We start from the raw sequence: 15,837 nt of genomic DNA, 5'->3' as shown, positions 1-15,837 counted from the left end.
CGAAATGGCCGAGAAAGAGCGTTCGCAGGCCGACGGGGAACAGGTCATCGCGCTGGTCGACGACGATCGCAACATCCTCACCACCGTCTCGATCGCCCTGCAGGCGGAAGGCTATGCGACGCGCCTCTATTCCGACGGGGAGACCGCGCTCAAGGCCCTGCTCGACGATCCGCCCGACCTGGCGGTGTTCGATATCAAGATGCCGCGGATGGACGGGCTGGAACTGCTCAACCGCCTGCGCCGGCATTCGAGCCTGCCGGTCATCTTCCTCACCAGCAAGGACGACGAGCAGGACGAGGAAACCGGGCTGGAGCTGGGAGCCGACGATTACATCGCCAAGCCTTTCAGCCTGCGGCTCCTGCTCGCGCGGATTCGCGCGATCCTGCGGCGGACCGAACTGCGGGAGGAAAAGGCCGAGCGTCCGGCCGGCGCGGACGAGGGGGCGAGCGAGCCGCTGGTCCGCGGCCGCCTGACGATGGACCCGGCCCGCCACCACGTCACCTGGGACGACAGACCGGTCTCGCTGACCGTGACCGAGTTCCTCCTGCTGGAGGCGCTGGCCGCGCGCCCGGGGGTGATAAAGTCGCGCAATGCCCTGATGGACGCCGCCTATCCCGACGACGTGTTCGTCGACGATCGCACGGTGGACAGCCATATCAAGCGGATGCGGCGGAAATTCCGCGCGGTCGACCCCGACTTCGCCGCCATCGAGACGCTCTACGGCGCCGGATACAGCTTCGGCGATGGCTGAAACCGGCCTGCGCGACCGGATCGACGAGCGGCTCGACCGGCTCAGCTGGTCGCGGCGTTTCTCGCTCACCACGCGGATCCTGGCGGTCAACCTCCTGCCGCTGGCGCTGCTCGGCGGCGGGATCTTCTATCTCGACACCTATCGCAAGCAGCTCCTGTCCGAACGCTACAAGCTGGCCCGGATCGAGGCGCAGATCACGGCCGAGGCGCTGGCCGGCGCATCGCGCCAGCGGCAGGAGGCCCTGCTGATCCAGATCGGCAAGGAACAGAAGATGCGCCTGCGCATGTTCGATGCCGAGGGGCTGCTGTGGGCCGACAGCTTCGCGCTCGACGGCCCGGCGTTCGAATTCGACGACGTGGGCGACGATTCGTTCTCCATCGAGTTCGCCCGCTGGCTCGACCGGGCGGTCGACGCGATCGTCGGGGCCGATCCGATCCCCGACTACATCGAGCCGGAACAGCCGGTGGCCGATTCCTGGCCCGAACTTGCCCGCGCGCGGGAGGAAGGCGTCTCGCAGATCCAGCTGCGCGATGCGCCCGACGGATCGCCGGTCATCAATGCCGCGGTCCCGGTGGGCCTGAACGGGGTCACCCTGCTGACCACGCGCAACGCGATCGACATCACCGAGAAAGTGCGCGAGGCACGCTCCACGCTGGGCATGGCGGTGCTGATCGCCCTGCTCGGTTCGATCTTCCTCTCGCTCTATCTCGCGCGGACCATCGTCCAGCCCCTGCAATCGCTGGCACGGGCGGCAATGCGCGTGCGCCTGGGACGCGAACGCGCGATCGAGGTTCCGCGAATGCCCGACCGGCGCGACGAGATCGGCGCCCTCGCCCGCGCCGTTTCGGACATGACCGCCGCCCTGCGCCACCGGATCGACGCGGTCGAGCACTTCGCCGCGGACGTCGCGCACGAGATCAAGAACCCGCTCGCCTCGCTGCGCAGCGCGATCGAATCGCTTGCCAAGGTCGACGAACCGGGCCTGCGCAGCCAGCTCACCGCGATTGCCGAGCACGACATCCGCCGGATCGACCGGCTGGTGACCGAGATTTCCGATGCCAGCAGGGTCGATGCGGAAATCTCGCGCGCGACGTTCGAGCGGATCGACCTCGGCGAACTGGCCGCAGCGATCATCACGGCGCGCGAGGACCGGTCGGAGAACGACGGGCGCCGGATCCGGCTGCACCCGTCAGGTGCCCCGGCCCTCGTCATGGGCGTGCCGCTGCGGATCGAGCGCATCGTGGAAAACCTGCTCGACAACGCCGTGTCGTTCTCCCCGCCCGGCGGGATCATCGACGTCGCGATCGAGCGTGACGAGGACGGCCGCGTCGTCCTCTCGGTCTGCGACGAAGGCCCCGGCATCCCCGAGGAAGCGCGCGAAAAGGTGTTCCAGCGGTTCCACTCGGTGCGCCCCGACGCGGAAGCTTTCGGCGATCACAGCGGCCTCGGCCTCGCCATCGCCCGCACGATTGCCGAGGCGCACGACGGCACGCTGGAGGCGCGCGACCGGCCCGACGGGCAGCGGGGCGCCTGCCTCGTCCTCGGCCTGCCGGCGGCCCGGATCGCCCGGTGAGCGCGCCGGTCCAGCACCAGGCGACCTGCGTCGCGATCGGCGGGCGCGGGATATTGATCGAGGGGCCGCCCGGCGCGGGCAAGACCGGCCTGGCGCTGGCGCTGATCGATCGCGGGGCCAGCCTGGTGGGCGACGACGGCATCCTGCTCGCCCCGCGCGCAAACACGCTGTGGGCCCTGCCCCACCCGCGCACCCGCGGCCTGGTCGAAATTCGCAACGTCGGCCTGCTGACATTCGCCTGCGCGGAAGCGGAAATCGCCCTGCGCCTCTTGCTCGACCCGGACGCGCCGCGTTTCGTCGAGCGGGCCGCGGCCACGCGGATGGCCGGGATCGCGGTGCCCACGCTCGCGTTCGACCCGCGCATCGCCCCGGCCGCGCTGCGCGCCGAGCTGGCGCTGCGCGCCCATGGCCTGCCCGGCGGTGGAACAGGGCCCGACTGACACTTTCCATTTCGCGGCAGAGGGCGCACACAGCCCATCATCATGGCCGACGATTCGCCCGCTGATCGCCAGCATATCCTCCTCGTCACCGGGCTTTCGGGTGCGGGGAAGACGACTGCCCTGCAGGTCCTGGAAGACCTCGGCTGGGAGGCGATCGACAACTTCCCGATCCGCCTCGTCGGCCGCCTGATCGGGCCGCCCAATCCCGAGGCGACGCGCCACCCGCTGGCGATCGGGTTCGATTCGCGCACCCGCGGGTTCGTGCCCGAGGAGATCATCGGCAAGGTGAAGGACCTTTCCCGGCGGCCCGACCTCGTGGTCACGACGCTGTTCCTCGACTGCAACAGCGGCGAGCTGGAGCGGCGTTACAACGAGACGCGCCGACGCCACCCGATGGCGGCCGACCGGCCCGTGCGCACCGGCATCCAGGCCGAACGCGAGCTGCTGGAGCCGCTGCGGCGCTGGGCCGACGCGGTGATCGACACCTCGAATTTCTCCAGCAACGACCTGCAGCAGGCGATCCGGGGCCAGTTCGCCGACACGGCCCCGCGTGAAATGGCGATCATCGTGTCCAGTTTCGGCTTCGCGCGCGGCACCCCGCCGCTGGCCGACCTGGTCTTCGACATGCGTTTTCTCGACAACCCGCACTGGGTGGATGGCCTGCGCGAGCAGACCGGGCTGGACGCAGCCGTGGGCGACCATATCGAGCGCGACGCCAGCTTCGCGCCGGTCTTCGCGCAGATCCGGGACCTCGTGCTGACGCTGATCCCGCGATACGAGGCGCAGGGGAAGAGCTACGTCAACATCGCCTTCGGCTGCACCGGCGGGCGGCACAGGTCGGTCTATGCCGCGCAGCGTTTCGCGCAGGCCTTGCGCGAGGCGGGTTTTTCCCCCACGGTCATCCATCGCAATCTTGGATCGCGCGCGGCCGACGAGATCGAAGGCCCGCAATGAGTCACTGCCGTCGGCCATGGTTCGCATGATTTCCCTGCCCCAACCCGCCCTCCTCCAGCCCGCCCTCCCCCTACCCGGACGAAGCACCAGACAATGATCGGCGTCATCCTGGTTACCCACGGCCGCCTGGCCGACGAATTCGTTCACGCGATGGAGCATGTCGTCGGCCCGCAGGACGCGATCGCGACCGTGTGCATCGGCCCCAGCGACGACATGGAGCAGCGGCGCAAGGATATCGCCCGCGAAATCAAGCGCGTCGATGGCGGCAAGGGCGTCGTGATCCTGACCGACCTGTTCGGCGGCACGCCTTCCAACCTCGCGATCTCGCTGCTCGAGGCAGGACGGGTGGAAGTGATCGCCGGGATCAACCTGCCGATGCTGATCCGCCTCGCCGGGGTGCGCAAGAAGGCCACCGCTGCCGAGGCCGTGCGCGCCGCGCGCGAGGCCGGCCAGACCTATATCACCGTGGCATCCGAACTGCTCGGGCAGCACGCCGATATCTCGTGATGGAGCGGCGCGAGGTTACCATCGTCAACAGCCGCGGGCTTCACGCCCGGGCCAGCGCAAAATTCGTCAATGCCGTCAGCCAGTTGCCGCCCGGCACACAAGTGCGCGTCGCCAAGGGTGGGAACGAGGCGGCCGGCGGCTCCATCCTCGGCCTGATGATGCTGGGCGCAGCCAGGGGCGACACGATCGAGGTGATCGTTAGCGGCGAGCGCGCCCCGCAAGTGCTCGACGAACTGTGCGAGCTGGTGGCCAACGGCTTCGGCGAAGACTGATGCCGGGCGCGCCGCGCCGGCTGATCACCGGCTTTTCCAACCCCACGGTCAAGTTCCTGCGTTCGCTGCGCGACAAGAAGCACCGCCGGCGCGAAGGGCGCTTTCTTGCCGAAGGGCTGCGCCTGCTGACCGACGCGCGCGAATCGGGCTTCGTGCCGGAAATGCTGGTCATGGCCGACCGGCGCGACCCGCATCCACTGACCGACGCGCTCGAACAGGCGGTCGAAAGCGCGGGCGGAACGATCGTCGAGACGACGCCCGAAATCCTGTCGAAGATCACCGGCAAGGACAATCCGCAGGCGATCGCAGGCGTCTTTCGCGCGTTCGATACCTCGCTTGCCGCGATCGAGCGCGATGCCGCGCCGATCTGGCTGGTCGCGCAGGCGCTGCGCGATCCGGGCAACCTCGGCACGATGCTGCGCACGGGCGATGCGGTCGGTGCGGGCGGCCTGATCCTGATCGACGACTGCACCGATCCTTTCGCGGTCGAGGCCGTGCGCGCCAGCATGGGCGCGATCTTCACCCAGCGGATCGCCCAGGCGCGGTGGGACGAATTCCTCCCCTGGCTGCGCGGCGGCCCGGGCCAGCTGGTCGCCGCCAGCCTGCGCGATGCCGTGCCCTATCGCGCGGCGCCCTACGCCGCGCCGTGCTTCATCCTCGTCGGCAATGAATCGCGCGGCCTGCCCGCCAATTACGAGAGCGCCTGCGACCTGCGCGTCACCATGCCGATGCGCGGCCGTGCCGACAGCCTCAATGCCGCGGTGGCCGGGGCCGTGCTCGCTTACGAGGTCCTGGCCTCGCTCGAGCGTGGCGATAGCTGACGAAGGGCGCGCCGGGGGCGGTTCATTCAGCCGCGACTCAGCCATTCGACCCTAGGCCCGCGCGCATGAGATTCGCCCTCCTGCCGATTGCAGCGATCGCGTGCGCCGCCTGCGTCCCGCGGGCGGCGGTGCCCGAGCGCCTGGCCGGAAGCCAGTGGCGCTTCGTCACCATCGACGGCGATTCCCCGGTCGACCCCGGCCGCTCGACCCTCACCTTTGCCGACGATCGCATGTCCGCCAGCGTCGGCTGCAACGCGATCGGGGGCGAATGGCGGGTGGAACAGGGCCGCCTGATCGCCGGCCCCCTGGCCGGCACGCGGATGTTCTGCGAAGGCGACGTGTGGGAACAGGAACAGGCGATCTCCGCCCTCCTGGTCGCCGCACCGGTGATCGAATGGCACGGCGAGGACCTGGTCCTGCGCTCCAGCGGGCACGAGGCGCAGCTCGAACGGCTCGGGGCCGACGCTTCCTGACCTTTCCCGCGCGCTAGTCGCCGGCGACGAGGCTGGTAATGCTCCAGGTGCCGTCGCGGCTCGACGCGATCAGGCGATAATCGATCAGGCTGCGAAGCCGCTCGCTGGCGATATAGCCGCGCACGCCGTCGGCCGTCTCGACGTGCTGGAACGGCGCCTCGGGCACGTAGCTTTCCACCACCTCGACCGCTTCCCAGGAAAGCGCGCGCAGGCGCTCGGCCCGCTCTTGCGCCGCCATTCGCAGCGGAACGTCCTCGCCGGTCACGATCATTCCCATCATCGGATCGACCCCGTCGATCGGCTGGGCGAAGTACCACGGCATCGTCATGCTCGCCTGCCCCTCGGCCGCGCAGCCCAGCGACAGGAGCGTTTCCAGCTCGGCCCACAGCGCGCCGCCCGGCGCCTCCAGCTCGCGGCGCAACTGCGCCCGGCCGGCCCCACCGCCGAAGTCGAGCTTCACGTCGGGAGCGGCGAGCGCCAGCATGGCATCGACATCGCGCGCCGCGACCGCGGCGGCCAGGTCGCGGCGAAAATCGGCCGCCCCGGGCAGGTCCGCGCATTCGTCGCGCGGCGCATAGGGCCCGCTGGCGTGCGACGGCGCGGGCTGGCCGGCCGCTTCCTCCACCAGTCTCTCGGTCGCATCGCGCAACTGCTCCGACGGGGCACGGCCTTCCCCGCACCCGGCAAGAGCCAGCGAGACAGGCAGGAGAGTCAGGATCGCGAGGTGGCGCATCGTCGCGCTTTTCCCCGTCAACCGGCGCCCTTGTCAAGCGAGGGCAGCACGCGTTCGCCCTCTTCGCGGACATCGTCGGCAGTATAGCGCGGCGTCGCCTCCACCAGGGGGACGTCGGGTATCTCGGCCTTGCCGATTTCCACCCCCTTTTCCGCCATCCGGCGACCGGAAGAAAGCACGTTGCGTTCGAAGCTGCCGACGAACTTGTTGTAGTTGTTCACCGCGGTTTCGAGGCCGCCGCCGACCCGCTTCAGATGCTCCGAGGCCGCGCGCAGGCGGTCGTAGAGCTCCGCCCCCATTGCGCCGATCGCGCGCGCCTCGTCCGCCATCCTGTCCTGCCGCCAGACTTGCGCGACCGTGCGCGCGATCGCCACCAGGTTGGTCGGCGTCGCCAGCAGCACCTTGTTGCGAAAGGCGAAATCCCACAGCTCGGGATCGTGTTCGAGCGCGGCGGCCACGAAATGCTCGCCGGGAACGAACATGACCACGTAATCGGGCGCGTCGTCGAACTGGCTCTGGTAGCTTTTCGAGCCCAGCGTCTGGACATGGCCACGCATCGATTTCGCGTGGAGATCGAGCTGGCGCGAGCGCTCGCCCTCGTCATCGGCCTCGAACGCCGCCTGGTAGGCGTTGAGCGAGACCTTGGCATCGATCACCAGCTTCTTCTGCCCGGGCACGTGGACCACCGCGTCGGGCCGCAGGCGCCCTTCCTCGGTATCGATCGAGTGTTCGAGGTTGAAATCGGTGTGTTCGGACAGCCCGCATTGCTCGAGCACGTTCTGCAGGGCGCGTTCGCCCCAGCGGCCGCGCGCCTTGGGCGCATTGGTCAGCGAGTTGCCCAGCCGCTGCGCCTCGCGCCGCACTTCCTCCTGCCCGCGCTGCATCTCGGTGATCTGCTGGTGGAGGCGCGCGAAGGCATCGGTGCGCTTTTCCTCAAGCGCGGCAACCTGCTTCTCGTAAGCCTCCAGCCGCTTGCCGACCGGGTCGAGCAGCGCGCGCAGCTTTTCCTCCGATGTCTTCTCGGAATGGCCGAGCCGCTCGTTGGCCCGGGCGAGAAAGGCTTCCTGCGCCTTGGTCAGCACGGCAGAGCCGGTGTTCTGGAATTCCTTCAGCAGTTCCTCGCGCGCTTCGATCAGCAGGCGCTTCTGTTCGTCGAAATTGGCGGTCTTTTCCTTCAGCATGGCCAGTTCGGCCGCCAGCGCGCCATTGCTGCGGCGCAGTTCCTCCATCGCCGCCTCGTGCTGGCGGCGCGCCTCGCGCAACTCGCCGTCGAGCGCATCGGCCCGCTCGGCGCGGACCGTGGCATTTTCCAGCTCGACGATCGCGCGGCGGAACTTCTCGTCGAGCTCGCGCGCCTCGGCATCGCGCTCGCCATGGCGCGCCTGCCAGTCCCTGACCGGGGCCGCGCCCGACCGGTGACCGAGGAAGTATCCCAGCGCGAGGCCGAGGACGATGGCGGCAATGGCAAGAACTGTCGGGTCCATGCCCGCCCATTACGCGGAACGGAGAGGGAACGCCAGAGGCGCCCGCCGGGAACCCACAGGCAGAGCCTTGCCCAAGCGTCGCGCAGCTGGCGTGCAGGCGGCGCGCAGGCGCCCCGGGCGTCGAACCCGCCGGCCTAGGCTGCCTGGCGCAGTTTCTGCAGCTTCTTGAGCGCCATCTGTCGCTTCAGCCGGCTGAGGTGGTCGATGAACAGGATGCCTTCGAGGTGGTCCATCTCGTGCTGGATGCAGGTGGCCATCAGCCCCTCCATCGCTTCTTCGTGGACATTGCCTTCCAGGTCCTGCCACCGCACGCGGCAGGTCGCCGGGCGATCGACGTCGGCGTAGATCTCGGGGACCGAGAGGCAGCCTTCCTGGTACGTCGCCAGTTCTTCCGCCGGATCGAGGATCTCGGGGTTGATGAAGACGCGCGGTTCCCGGATCGTCGGCTGGTGCGTGTGCTGGTGCCCACCGTGGTCGCAGACCTCTGGCTCCGCGTCCGGGTCTTCCGGCTGCAGGTCGATCACCAGCACCCGTTTGGGCACGCCGACCTGGATCGCGGCCAGGCCGATGCCCGGCGCGTCGTACATCGTGTCGAACATGTCCTCGACCAGCGTTTTCAACTCGTCGTCGAACTCAGTCACCGGTTCGGACACGACCTTGAGCCGGGGGTCCGGCACTTCCAGGATTTCGCGAATAGCCATGGCGAGGAAATAGTGCGCCGCCCGGCAAATCTCAAGTGAGGGCTACCCCACCGGGCGCCGCGCGCGCAGGGCCTGGGCCAGCGTGCCCTCGTCGAGATAGTCCAGCTCCCCGCCGACCGGCAGGCCATGGGCGAGCTGGGTCACGCGCACCGGCAGGTCCTCCAGCCGTTCGGCGATGTAATGGGCCGTCGTCTGCCCTTCGAGCGTGGCGTTCATCGCCAGGACGATCTCGTCCACCCCGCCTTCGCGCACGCGTTCAAGCAGCGCGCCGATCGTCAGGTCTTCCGGCCGCACGCCGTCGAGCGCCGACAGCCGCCCGCCGAGCACGTGGTACTTGCCCGTGAACAGCTTCGCCCGGTCGAGCGCCCAGAGATCGGACACGTCCTCGACCACGCAGATGGAGCGCGCGTCGCGGCGGTGATCGGCGCAGATCCCGCAGGGCGCGCGAGTATCGATATTGCCGCACACCGGGCATTCGACGAGCTTGTCCTTCACCTCGGCCATCGCGGCGAGCAATTGCTCCAGCGCGGTTTCGCGGCGCTTGACCAGCCACAGGACCGCGCGCCGCGCCGAGCGCGGGCCGAGCCCGGGCAGCCGCGCGAGCGCCGATGCCAGGTTCTCGATCTCTTGCGATGCCATGGGGGCGGAGATAGGGGCTGCGCGTCCGCAACGAAAGGTGGCCCGCCCGCTTATGCGCATCGTCTTCATGGGAACGCCCGATTTCGCGGTGCCGGCGCTGAAGGCGCTGCACGCGGCCGGGCATACGATCGCCGCCGCATATACCCAGCCCCCGCGCCCGGCCGGCCGGGGCAGGAAGCTGCAACCGTCGCCGGTCCAGCGCGAGGCGGAAACGCTCGGCATCCCGGTCCATTCCCCCGCCTCGCTGAAGCCGCAGGACGTGCAGGACACGCTGGCCGAGGCGAAGCCCGATGTCGCGGTGGTCGCGGCCTACGGGCTGATCCTGCCGCAGGCCGTGCTCGACATCCCGGCGTGCGGGTGCCTGAACATCCATGCCAGCCTGCTGCCGAAATGGCGCGGGGCAGCACCGATCCAGCGCGCGATCCTGGCGGGCGACGCGGTTACCGGCGTCACGATCATGCAGATGGAGGCCGGGCTCGACACCGGGCCGATGCTGGCGACCGCGCGCACCCCGGTCGAGCGCAAGACCGCGGGCGAGCTGACCGCCGAGCTGGCCGAAATGGGCGCGCAGCTGATGGTCGGCACGCTGATCGACCTGCCGGCCCTGCAACCTGTCCCGCAAGACGATGCCATGGCCACCCACGCGCCCAAGATCGACAAGGCGGAAGCCCGGATCGACTGGTCGCACGACGCCGAGGCGATCGAGCGCCAGGTGCGCGCCTTCGCCCCGTTTCCCGGGGCGTGGTTCACCCTGGGCGGGGAGCGGATCAAGCTGCTCGCCGCAGATGTCATCGCGCGCGAGGGCAAGCCGGGCGTGACGCTGGACGACGATCTCACCATCGCCTGCGGCTATGCCGCGTTGCGCCCCACCCGCATCCAGCGCGCTGGCAAGCCGGCGATGGACGTCGCGGCCTTCCTGCGCGGCCGCGCCGTGCCGGCGGGAACCATGGTGGAATGACCCGCACTCTGCACGATCACGGGAGCTGACCGATGACCAGGACGCCGATCGCCCGTTTCACTCTGTTCGCTGCGCTTGCGCTCGGCCTCGCTCCGGCGGGTGCGACCACCGCTGCCGAGCCCGGCCCGCCTGAGTCAGGCCCGGCGGTCGAACGCTACGGCGTCGATCTCGAATACTTCGCCTACCCCTGGCCGGTCGAGACGATGCCGGTCGAAGTCGGCGACAGCGAAGCGCAGATGGCCTTCATGGACCTGGCGCCCGACAGGCCCAACGGGCGCAGCGTCGTCCTGCTGCACGGCAAGAACTTCTGCGGCGCGACCTGGGAGGACACGGCGCGGGCCCTGCTGGGCGCCGGCTACCGCGTGCTGATCCCCGATCAGATCGGCTTCTGCAAGTCGTCCAAGCCGCGCGAGGCGCAATATACCTTCGCCATGCTGGCCTCGTTCACGCGCAAGCTGATGGAACGGCAGGGCATCGCGCAGGCCGCGATCGTCGGCCATTCGACCGGCGGGATGCTGGCGATGCATTTCGCCCATGCCTATCCGGATGCGACGCGGCAGCTCGTGCTGATCAACCCCCTCGGCCTGACCGACCGCATGGCCGAAGGCGTGCCCTACGTGCCCCTGTCGCAATTGATCGCGCAGGAGCGGGCGAAGGATTACCAGTCCATCCGCCGCTATCAGCTGGAAACCTACTATCACGGCCACTGGAAGGCGCGCTACGATCGCTGGGTGGGGATGCTGGCGGGCCAATATGCCAGCGGCGACGCCGTGGCCCATGCCCAGGCCAAGACCAGCGAGATGATCCTGACCCAGCCGATCGCGCAGCACATCGAGGGCATCGCCATGCCGGTGACCCTGATGATCGGGATGCGCGACACGACCACGTTCGGCAAGGGGCAGGCTCCGCAAGAGGTGCAGCGGCGGCTGGACGCGATCCCGGCCCTGGCCCAATCCGCCGCGCCGCGTTTCCCCGCCGCGACGCTGGTGACGTTCGACGATCTGGGCCATTCACCGCAGGTCGAGGCGCCCGAGGTGTTCGAGCCGCGCCTGCTCCAGGCGCTGGCCCGGGGCGAGAAGCGCGCCGCCACCGGGACATGACCCGCTTCGCCCTCACCCTCGAGTTCGACGGCACGCCGTTCATGGGCCTGCAACGCCAGCCGCACGGCCCCAGCGTGCAGGAATCGGTCGAGCGCGCCGTCCATGCCGTGACCGGCGAGGAGGCGACCCTGCACTCGGCCGGGCGGACCGATACCGGCGTCCACGCACTGGCCATGCGCAGCCATGTCGATATCGAAAAGCCGTTCGAACCCTTCCGGCTGATGGAGGCGCTGAACGCGCTGCTCCGGCCCGATCCGATCGCGGTCACCGCCTGCGAGATCGTGCCCGGCGACTGGCACGCGCGCTTTTCCTGCACAGGGCGGGCTTACGAATACCGGATCGTCAACCGGCGCGCGCCCTTGACGCTGGAGCGGAACCGCGCCTGGCAGGTGCCCCAGCCGCTCGACGCCGAGGCGATGCATCGCGCGGCGCAGGCGCTGGTCGGGCGGCACGATTTCACCACGTTCCGCTCGGTTCACTGCCAGGCCGCCAGCCCGGTCAAGACGCTCGACCGCCTCGCCGTGCGGCGCGCGGGCGAAGAGGTTTCGATCGCGGCCGAAGCACGCAGCTTCCTCCACCACCAGGTCCGCTCGATGGTCGGCTGCCTCGCGCTCGTGGGCATGGGGCGCTGGCCGGTGGAGCGGGTCGCGCGCGCGCTCGAGGCTCGCGACCGGCAGGAACTCGGCCTCAACGCGCCGCCCCACGGGCTGTACTTCGTCAGGGCCACTTACCCCGGCGAGGGTTGACCTAACGTCACCCTAGCCAAGCGCTTCTCTCGCGCTTAGCGATAGGCCCGATCGATCAAGGATCGAAGCGGGAGAATGCAGATGACGACCACGGGCAAACAGCTTTTCACCACTCTTGAAAGCGACGGTACGCTGACCGTCGAGATCGCGCAGAGCGAGTTTCCCGATCCCACCGGCAACCAGGTGCTGGTCAGGATGGAAGCCGCGCCGATCAACCCGTCGGACCTCGCGATCCTGACCGGCGCGGCCGATTTCGAGAATGCCGACTATTCGCCCGGCAAAGTCGTCGCCAGGATGCCCGAACCGTTCAATTCGGGACAGAAGGCCCGCCATGGCCAGCGCTTGCCCGCAGGCAACGAGGGTGCGGGCACCGTCGTCGCCACCGGCGACAGCGACATGGCCAAGGCGCTGATGGGCCAGCGCGTCGCCTGCGTGCCCGGCACCGCCTTCTCCGAATATGCGATTGCCGATGCCGCGATGTGCCTGCCGCTGGGCGATCACAGCGCCGAGGCGGGCGCATCCAGCTTCGTCAATCCGATGACCGCGCTGGGCTTCGTCGAAAACGCCAGGATGGATGGCCAGAAGGCGATCCTGCACACCGTCGGCGCATCGAACCTCGGCCAGATGCTCAACCGCATCTGCCTCGAAGACGGCATGGGCCTCGTCAACATCGTCCGCAAGGACGAGCAGGCGAAGCTGCTCAAGGACCAGGGTGCGACGCATGTCGTGAACTCGTCGGACGACGACTTCCTCGAACAGCTCAAGGCAGCGATCGACGAAACCGATGCCTTCTACGGCTTCGACCCGATCGGCGGCGGCAAGATGGTCGATACCTGCTTCAAGGCGATGGAGCAGGTCGCGGTCGGCAAGATGAGCGAATATTCGCGTTACGGATCGAACCAGCAGAAGCGCATGTTCATCTACGGACGTCTCGACTTCGGGCCGACCACGCTGACGCCCAGCTACGGCTTCGGCTGGACGCTGTCCGGCTGGCTGCTGACGCCGTTCCTGCAGAACGCGGGGATGGAAACGGTGATGCGGATGCGCAAGCGCGTGCTCGACAACCTCACCACGACTTTCGCCAGCCATTACAAGACCAAGGTCGATCTGGAAGGGATGCTGACGAGGGACGCGATCCTCGACTATCGCCAGATGAAGACCGGCGAGAAATACTTGGTCACGCCGCACGGCTGATCCGCGCGCCTTGCCCTCCCCGCCCGCCCGGCGGGGAGGCTAGCCGCCGTCGAAGGCGCGCTGGATGGCCGCGGGATCGCCTTGCCCGCTCGCCAGCAGCAGTTGCAGCAGGATGCGCGCCTTCTGCGGGTTGAGCGCCCGCGCGGCGACGAAACCGCGCTTGTCGTCGGCCGGCTCGCGGTCCACCAGCCCCTCGTCCGCGCGGCTCGACCGGACCACGCGGACACCCTCTGTGGCCAGTTTCGCGAGTTCGCCCCGCACGGCATCGGGCATGTTCCCTTCGCCGACGCCGGCGATCACCACCCCGCGCGTGCCCGGCCCGACCTGTCGCCGCAGGGCCTCGGCATCGAGGCCGGCATGGACGTAGACGATCGCGACTTCGGGCAGGTCCGCGGTCCACCGAAAAGCCGCGCCGGTCCCGTTGCGCCAGGGCGCGCCGAACCATTCGAGCGAGGCGGGCGTCACCAGGGCGACCGATTCGCGCGGAAAGCCGCGAAAAGCCTCGGTGCCCCGGGTGCGGACCTTGTACACGTCGCGCGCGGCGAAGACACGGTCGCCCATCACCACCAGAACGCCGCGCCCCGCCGCCTGCGGATCGCTGGCGACGCGCACCGCATTGGCGAAATTGCGCAGGCCGTCATAGCCGACGGCATCGGCCGGTCGCATGGCGCCCACGACCACCACCGGCTTGTGCGCGGGCAGGACCTGGTCGAGCAGAAAGGCGGTTTCCTCCAGCGTATCGGTGCCGTGGGTGACAATCACGCCGTGGCAATCGTCCTCGGCCAACGCGCCCTGGGCGGCGGCGTGAAGCGCGTCCCACACCGCAGGGCCGACATTGGCCGAATCGATGTTGGCGATCTGCGTGCCCGAAAGCTCCGCCCCCAGCCCCAGGCCGCCGGCCTTCTCCAGGTATTCGTCGATCCCGATCTCGCCCGCGCGATATTCGTGCTTGATCGCGGAGCCGGCGATGCCCGCGATCGTGCCGCCGGTGGCCAGGATGCGGATGTGCGGTTGGCTCATGTCCGCGCGCCCTAGCGCCGCCGCGCCGCGCCGCCAATGCCCATGCGCCGCGGGCGATTGATTATCCGGCCATGCGCGCTATGTGCTGGCGCTCCCGTGGGGCGGTTAGCTCAGTTGGTAGAGCATCTCGTTTACACCGAGAGGGTCGGCGGTTCGAACCCGTCACCGCCCACCAGGACCCGGGAGGGGGGAACTTATGCCACTTGCCGCCAGGCGGCGATTGAAGATCGCGCTCGTCGCCGGTCTCGTCACGGGCAGCATTCCCGCGGGTGGAGCCCCTGCCGGCACCCGTCCGGCCCCGGCGGCCGGGACGGTGCCGGCCGAACTGACGATCGAGCTGGAACGGCTGCGCAACCGCAAGGGCATGATCCACGCCTGCCTGACGCGCAGCGAGGCGCATTTCCCCGATTGCGCCGGCGACGCCGATGCCGTGCGGCTGAGCGTGCCCGCCGCGAAGGCCGCCCTGCGCTTCCAGGGCCTCCCGCGGGGAACGTGGGCGCTCTCGATCGTCCACGACGAGAACGGCAACGGCAAGCTGGACAAGTTCGCCGCGATCCCGCGCGAAGGCTTCGGCTTCTCCGGCAATCCGCCGATCCGCTTCGGCCCCCCGCGGTTCGATGAAGCCCGCTTCGAAATGACGCCCGGCCCCAACCGCCAGCAGGTGCGCATCCGCTACCTGCTGTGACCATCGCCCCGGCGCGCGGCATCGAGATACTGGCTGGGGGCGGTGCCGAAGGCTCGCCTGAACATCGATGCAAACCCGCTGGTGCTGTCGTACCCGACCTCGAACGCGACTTGCGTGATCGAAGCGCCGGCGGCGAGAAGCGAAAGCGCCTCCATCAGGCGCACCTGCTGGCGCCAGACCGCCAGACCCATTCCCGTCTCCTGCTTGAAACTGCGGGTCAGCGTGCGGCGGCCCATTCCGGCGACCTTCGCCCAGTCGTCCAGGTCGCGCGGATCGGACGGATTGGCGAGGATCGCGTTGCATACGCGCAGCAGGCGATGGTCGGTCGGCATGATGACCTGGTAGGGGGCATTGGGCATTCGCGCGATCTCGCCCAGCAGCAGGGAGATGATCGCGCCTTCACGCCCGTCGGGGTCGTAAAACGCGGGAAAGGCCAAGACTTCGAGGATCAGCGCGCGCAGGAGGTCCGAGACCTCGAACACGCGACACTGCGCGCTGGCCTGTTCGGGGGTAGGCTCGAGATAGAGGGTGCGCAGCGAGACGGGGCCGCGACAGGCCACCTCGTGCTCGACCCCGGCCGGGAGCCAGACCGCGCGTTGCGGCGGGACGACAAAGCTCACGTCCCGGGTCCGCACCGCCATGACGCCGGAGGAGGCATAGAGGATCTGGATATAGTCGTGGCTGTGCATGGCATCGACGAAGCCGGCCGGATACTCGTCGCGCAGGGCGACCACCGGCCGGCCCAGAGAGAGGACGTCTTCGTTCTTCTTCATGGCCCGTTCCCGT

General features: G+C 69.1%; 19 protein-coding genes and 1 tRNA gene. 14 read left to right on the top strand and 6 right to left on the bottom strand.

What is annotated here, in order from left to right; genetic code table 11:
* Positions 1 to 4 precede the first annotated feature (4 nt).
* The 8 genes from T8T98_RS04715 to T8T98_RS04680 all read left to right on the top strand — a co-directional run bounded on the left by T8T98_RS04715 (position 5) and on the right by T8T98_RS04680 (position 5,791).
* Complete coding sequence (locus T8T98_RS04715; protein WP_251105930.1) at positions 5 to 751, top strand: response regulator transcription factor; 747 nt, start codon at positions 5 to 7, stop codon at positions 749 to 751.
* Positions 744 to 2,324: a sensor histidine kinase gene (locus tag T8T98_RS04710; protein ID WP_251105931.1), complete on the top strand. Its 1,581-nt coding sequence runs from the start codon at positions 744 to 746 to the stop codon at positions 2,322 to 2,324. Before T8T98_RS04715 ends, T8T98_RS04710 begins: the two co-directional genes overlap by 8 nt.
* Positions 2,321 to 2,764, top strand: coding sequence for an HPr kinase/phosphorylase (locus T8T98_RS04705; protein WP_251105932.1), 444 nt, complete (start codon positions 2,321 to 2,323; stop codon positions 2,762 to 2,764). The genes T8T98_RS04710 and T8T98_RS04705 overlap by 4 nt, the downstream gene beginning before the upstream one ends.
* A gap of 42 nt (positions 2,765 to 2,806) precedes the next feature.
* Positions 2,807 to 3,718 carry an RNase adapter RapZ gene (gene rapZ / locus T8T98_RS04700; RefSeq protein WP_160732451.1) on the top strand — a complete coding sequence of 304 codons (912 nt, stop codon included), beginning with the start codon at positions 2,807 to 2,809 and terminating at the stop codon, positions 3,716 to 3,718.
* 93 nt (positions 3,719 to 3,811) lie between these two features.
* Entirely contained in the window at positions 3,812 to 4,225 is a 414-nt protein-coding gene (locus T8T98_RS04695; protein ID WP_160732450.1) for a PTS sugar transporter subunit IIA, read from the top strand.
* Entirely contained in the window at positions 4,225 to 4,497 is a 273-nt protein-coding gene (locus tag T8T98_RS04690; protein ID WP_160732449.1) for an HPr family phosphocarrier protein, read from the top strand. Before T8T98_RS04695 ends, T8T98_RS04690 begins: the two co-directional genes overlap by 1 nt.
* Entirely contained in the window at positions 4,497 to 5,318 is an 822-nt protein-coding gene (locus T8T98_RS04685) for a TrmH family RNA methyltransferase (protein WP_251105933.1), read from the top strand. Before T8T98_RS04690 ends, T8T98_RS04685 begins: the two co-directional genes overlap by 1 nt.
* A gap of 65 nt (positions 5,319 to 5,383) precedes the next feature.
* Positions 5,384 to 5,791 (top strand): META domain-containing protein, encoded by a 408-nt coding sequence (locus T8T98_RS04680; protein WP_251105934.1) that lies wholly within the window; start codon positions 5,384 to 5,386, stop codon positions 5,789 to 5,791.
* A 13-nt stretch (positions 5,792 to 5,804) separates the two neighbouring features.
* On the opposite strand, the gene T8T98_RS04675 is transcribed toward T8T98_RS04680, so the two are convergent.
* The 4 genes from T8T98_RS04675 to recR all read right to left on the bottom strand — a co-directional run bounded on the left by T8T98_RS04675 (position 5,805) and on the right by recR (position 9,348).
* Complete coding sequence (locus T8T98_RS04675) at positions 5,805 to 6,524, bottom strand: hypothetical protein (protein ID WP_251105935.1); 720 nt, start codon at positions 6,522 to 6,524, stop codon at positions 5,805 to 5,807.
* 17 nt (positions 6,525 to 6,541) lie between these two features.
* Positions 6,542 to 8,008, bottom strand: a complete 1,467-nt coding sequence (gene rmuC / locus T8T98_RS04670; RefSeq protein WP_160732445.1) for a DNA recombination protein RmuC — start codon at positions 8,006 to 8,008, stop codon at positions 6,542 to 6,544.
* Positions 8,009 to 8,142: 134 nt separating this feature from the next.
* Positions 8,143 to 8,709: a peptide deformylase gene (locus T8T98_RS04665; protein ID WP_160732444.1), complete on the bottom strand. Its 567-nt coding sequence runs from the start codon at positions 8,707 to 8,709 to the stop codon at positions 8,143 to 8,145.
* 42 nt (positions 8,710 to 8,751) lie between these two features.
* Positions 8,752 to 9,348, bottom strand: a complete 597-nt coding sequence (gene recR, locus T8T98_RS04660) for a recombination mediator RecR (protein WP_160732443.1) — start codon at positions 9,346 to 9,348, stop codon at positions 8,752 to 8,754.
* Between the two features lie 52 nt (positions 9,349 to 9,400).
* Here recR and fmt point away from each other — a divergent pair, with 52 nt between their 5' ends.
* The 4 genes from fmt to T8T98_RS04640 all read left to right on the top strand — a co-directional run bounded on the left by fmt (position 9,401) and on the right by T8T98_RS04640 (position 13,346).
* The gene (fmt, locus tag T8T98_RS04655) at positions 9,401 to 10,306 is read left to right on the top strand and encodes a methionyl-tRNA formyltransferase (RefSeq protein WP_251105936.1); all 906 of its coding nucleotides are present in this window, start codon (positions 9,401 to 9,403) and stop codon (positions 10,304 to 10,306) included.
* Positions 10,307 to 10,338: 32 nt separating this feature from the next.
* Positions 10,339 to 11,406: an alpha/beta fold hydrolase gene (locus tag T8T98_RS04650; RefSeq protein ID WP_251105937.1), complete on the top strand. Its 1,068-nt coding sequence runs from the start codon at positions 10,339 to 10,341 to the stop codon at positions 11,404 to 11,406.
* Positions 11,403 to 12,152 (top strand): tRNA pseudouridine(38-40) synthase TruA, encoded by a 750-nt coding sequence (gene truA, locus T8T98_RS04645; RefSeq protein ID WP_251105938.1) that lies wholly within the window; start codon positions 11,403 to 11,405, stop codon positions 12,150 to 12,152. Before T8T98_RS04650 ends, truA begins: the two co-directional genes overlap by 4 nt.
* 81 nt (positions 12,153 to 12,233) lie before the next feature.
* Entirely contained in the window at positions 12,234 to 13,346 is a 1,113-nt protein-coding gene (locus T8T98_RS04640; protein ID WP_251105988.1) for a zinc-binding dehydrogenase, read from the top strand.
* A 39-nt stretch (positions 13,347 to 13,385) separates the two neighbouring features.
* On the opposite strand, the gene T8T98_RS04635 is transcribed toward T8T98_RS04640, so the two are convergent.
* Positions 13,386 to 14,366, bottom strand: a complete 981-nt coding sequence (locus T8T98_RS04635) for an asparaginase (RefSeq protein WP_251105939.1) — start codon at positions 14,364 to 14,366, stop codon at positions 13,386 to 13,388.
* Between the two features lie 99 nt (positions 14,367 to 14,465).
* On the opposite strand from T8T98_RS04635, the gene T8T98_RS04630 reads away from it, so the two are divergent.
* Together T8T98_RS04630 and T8T98_RS04625 are read left to right on the top strand one after the other, a co-directional pair.
* Positions 14,466 to 14,541 (top strand) — tRNA-Val (locus tag T8T98_RS04630).
* Positions 14,542 to 14,586: 45 nt separating this feature from the next.
* Complete coding sequence (locus T8T98_RS04625) at positions 14,587 to 15,051, top strand: DUF2141 domain-containing protein (protein WP_251105940.1); 465 nt, start codon at positions 14,587 to 14,589, stop codon at positions 15,049 to 15,051.
* On the opposite strand, the gene T8T98_RS04620 is transcribed toward T8T98_RS04625, so the two are convergent.
* Entirely contained in the window at positions 15,039 to 15,824 is a 786-nt protein-coding gene (locus tag T8T98_RS04620; protein ID WP_322295859.1) for an AraC family transcriptional regulator, read from the bottom strand. The two genes, T8T98_RS04625 and T8T98_RS04620, sit on opposite strands and share 13 nt — an antisense overlap.
* Between the last annotated feature and the right edge of the window lie 13 nt (positions 15,825 to 15,837).

The sequence above is a fragment of the Pelagerythrobacter marinus genome (assembly GCF_034375205.1).
GTDB classification, from domain to species: domain Bacteria; phylum Pseudomonadota; class Alphaproteobacteria; order Sphingomonadales; family Sphingomonadaceae; genus Pelagerythrobacter; species Pelagerythrobacter marinus.
This window is presented reverse-complemented; position numbering and strand designations above follow the sequence as displayed.

Excerpts from the sequence above, each read along its gene's own strand:
- T8T98_RS04715 (WP_251105930.1), top strand. The coding sequence starts at position 5 with ATGGCCGAGAAAGAGCGTTCGCAGGCCGACGGGGAACAGGTCATCGCG.
- T8T98_RS04710 (WP_251105931.1), top strand. The coding sequence starts at position 744 with ATGGCTGAAACCGGCCTGCGCGACCGGATCGACGAGCGGCTCGACCGG.
- rapZ (WP_160732451.1), top strand. The coding sequence starts at position 2,807 with ATGGCCGACGATTCGCCCGCTGATCGCCAGCATATCCTCCTCGTCACC.
- T8T98_RS04695 (WP_160732450.1), top strand. The coding sequence starts at position 3,812 with ATGATCGGCGTCATCCTGGTTACCCACGGCCGCCTGGCCGACGAATTC.
- T8T98_RS04690 (WP_160732449.1), top strand. The coding sequence starts at position 4,225 with ATGGAGCGGCGCGAGGTTACCATCGTCAACAGCCGCGGGCTTCACGCC.
- T8T98_RS04685 (WP_251105933.1), top strand. The coding sequence starts at position 4,497 with ATGCCGGGCGCGCCGCGCCGGCTGATCACCGGCTTTTCCAACCCCACG.
- T8T98_RS04680 (WP_251105934.1), top strand. The coding sequence starts at position 5,384 with ATGAGATTCGCCCTCCTGCCGATTGCAGCGATCGCGTGCGCCGCCTGC.
- T8T98_RS04675 (WP_251105935.1), bottom strand. The coding sequence starts at position 6,524 with ATGCGCCACCTCGCGATCCTGACTCTCCTGCCTGTCTCGCTGGCTCTT.
- rmuC (WP_160732445.1), bottom strand. The coding sequence starts at position 8,008 with ATGGACCCGACAGTTCTTGCCATTGCCGCCATCGTCCTCGGCCTCGCG.
- T8T98_RS04665 (WP_160732444.1), bottom strand. The coding sequence starts at position 8,709 with ATGGCTATTCGCGAAATCCTGGAAGTGCCGGACCCCCGGCTCAAGGTC.
- recR (WP_160732443.1), bottom strand. The coding sequence starts at position 9,348 with ATGGCATCGCAAGAGATCGAGAACCTGGCATCGGCGCTCGCGCGGCTG.
- fmt (WP_251105936.1), top strand. The coding sequence starts at position 9,401 with ATGCGCATCGTCTTCATGGGAACGCCCGATTTCGCGGTGCCGGCGCTG.
- T8T98_RS04650 (WP_251105937.1), top strand. The coding sequence starts at position 10,339 with ATGACCAGGACGCCGATCGCCCGTTTCACTCTGTTCGCTGCGCTTGCG.
- truA (WP_251105938.1), top strand. The coding sequence starts at position 11,403 with ATGACCCGCTTCGCCCTCACCCTCGAGTTCGACGGCACGCCGTTCATG.
- T8T98_RS04640 (WP_251105988.1), top strand. The coding sequence starts at position 12,234 with ATGACGACCACGGGCAAACAGCTTTTCACCACTCTTGAAAGCGACGGT.
- T8T98_RS04635 (WP_251105939.1), bottom strand. The coding sequence starts at position 14,366 with ATGAGCCAACCGCACATCCGCATCCTGGCCACCGGCGGCACGATCGCG.
- T8T98_RS04620 (WP_322295859.1), bottom strand. The coding sequence starts at position 15,824 with ATGAAGAAGAACGAAGACGTCCTCTCTCTGGGCCGGCCGGTGGTCGCC.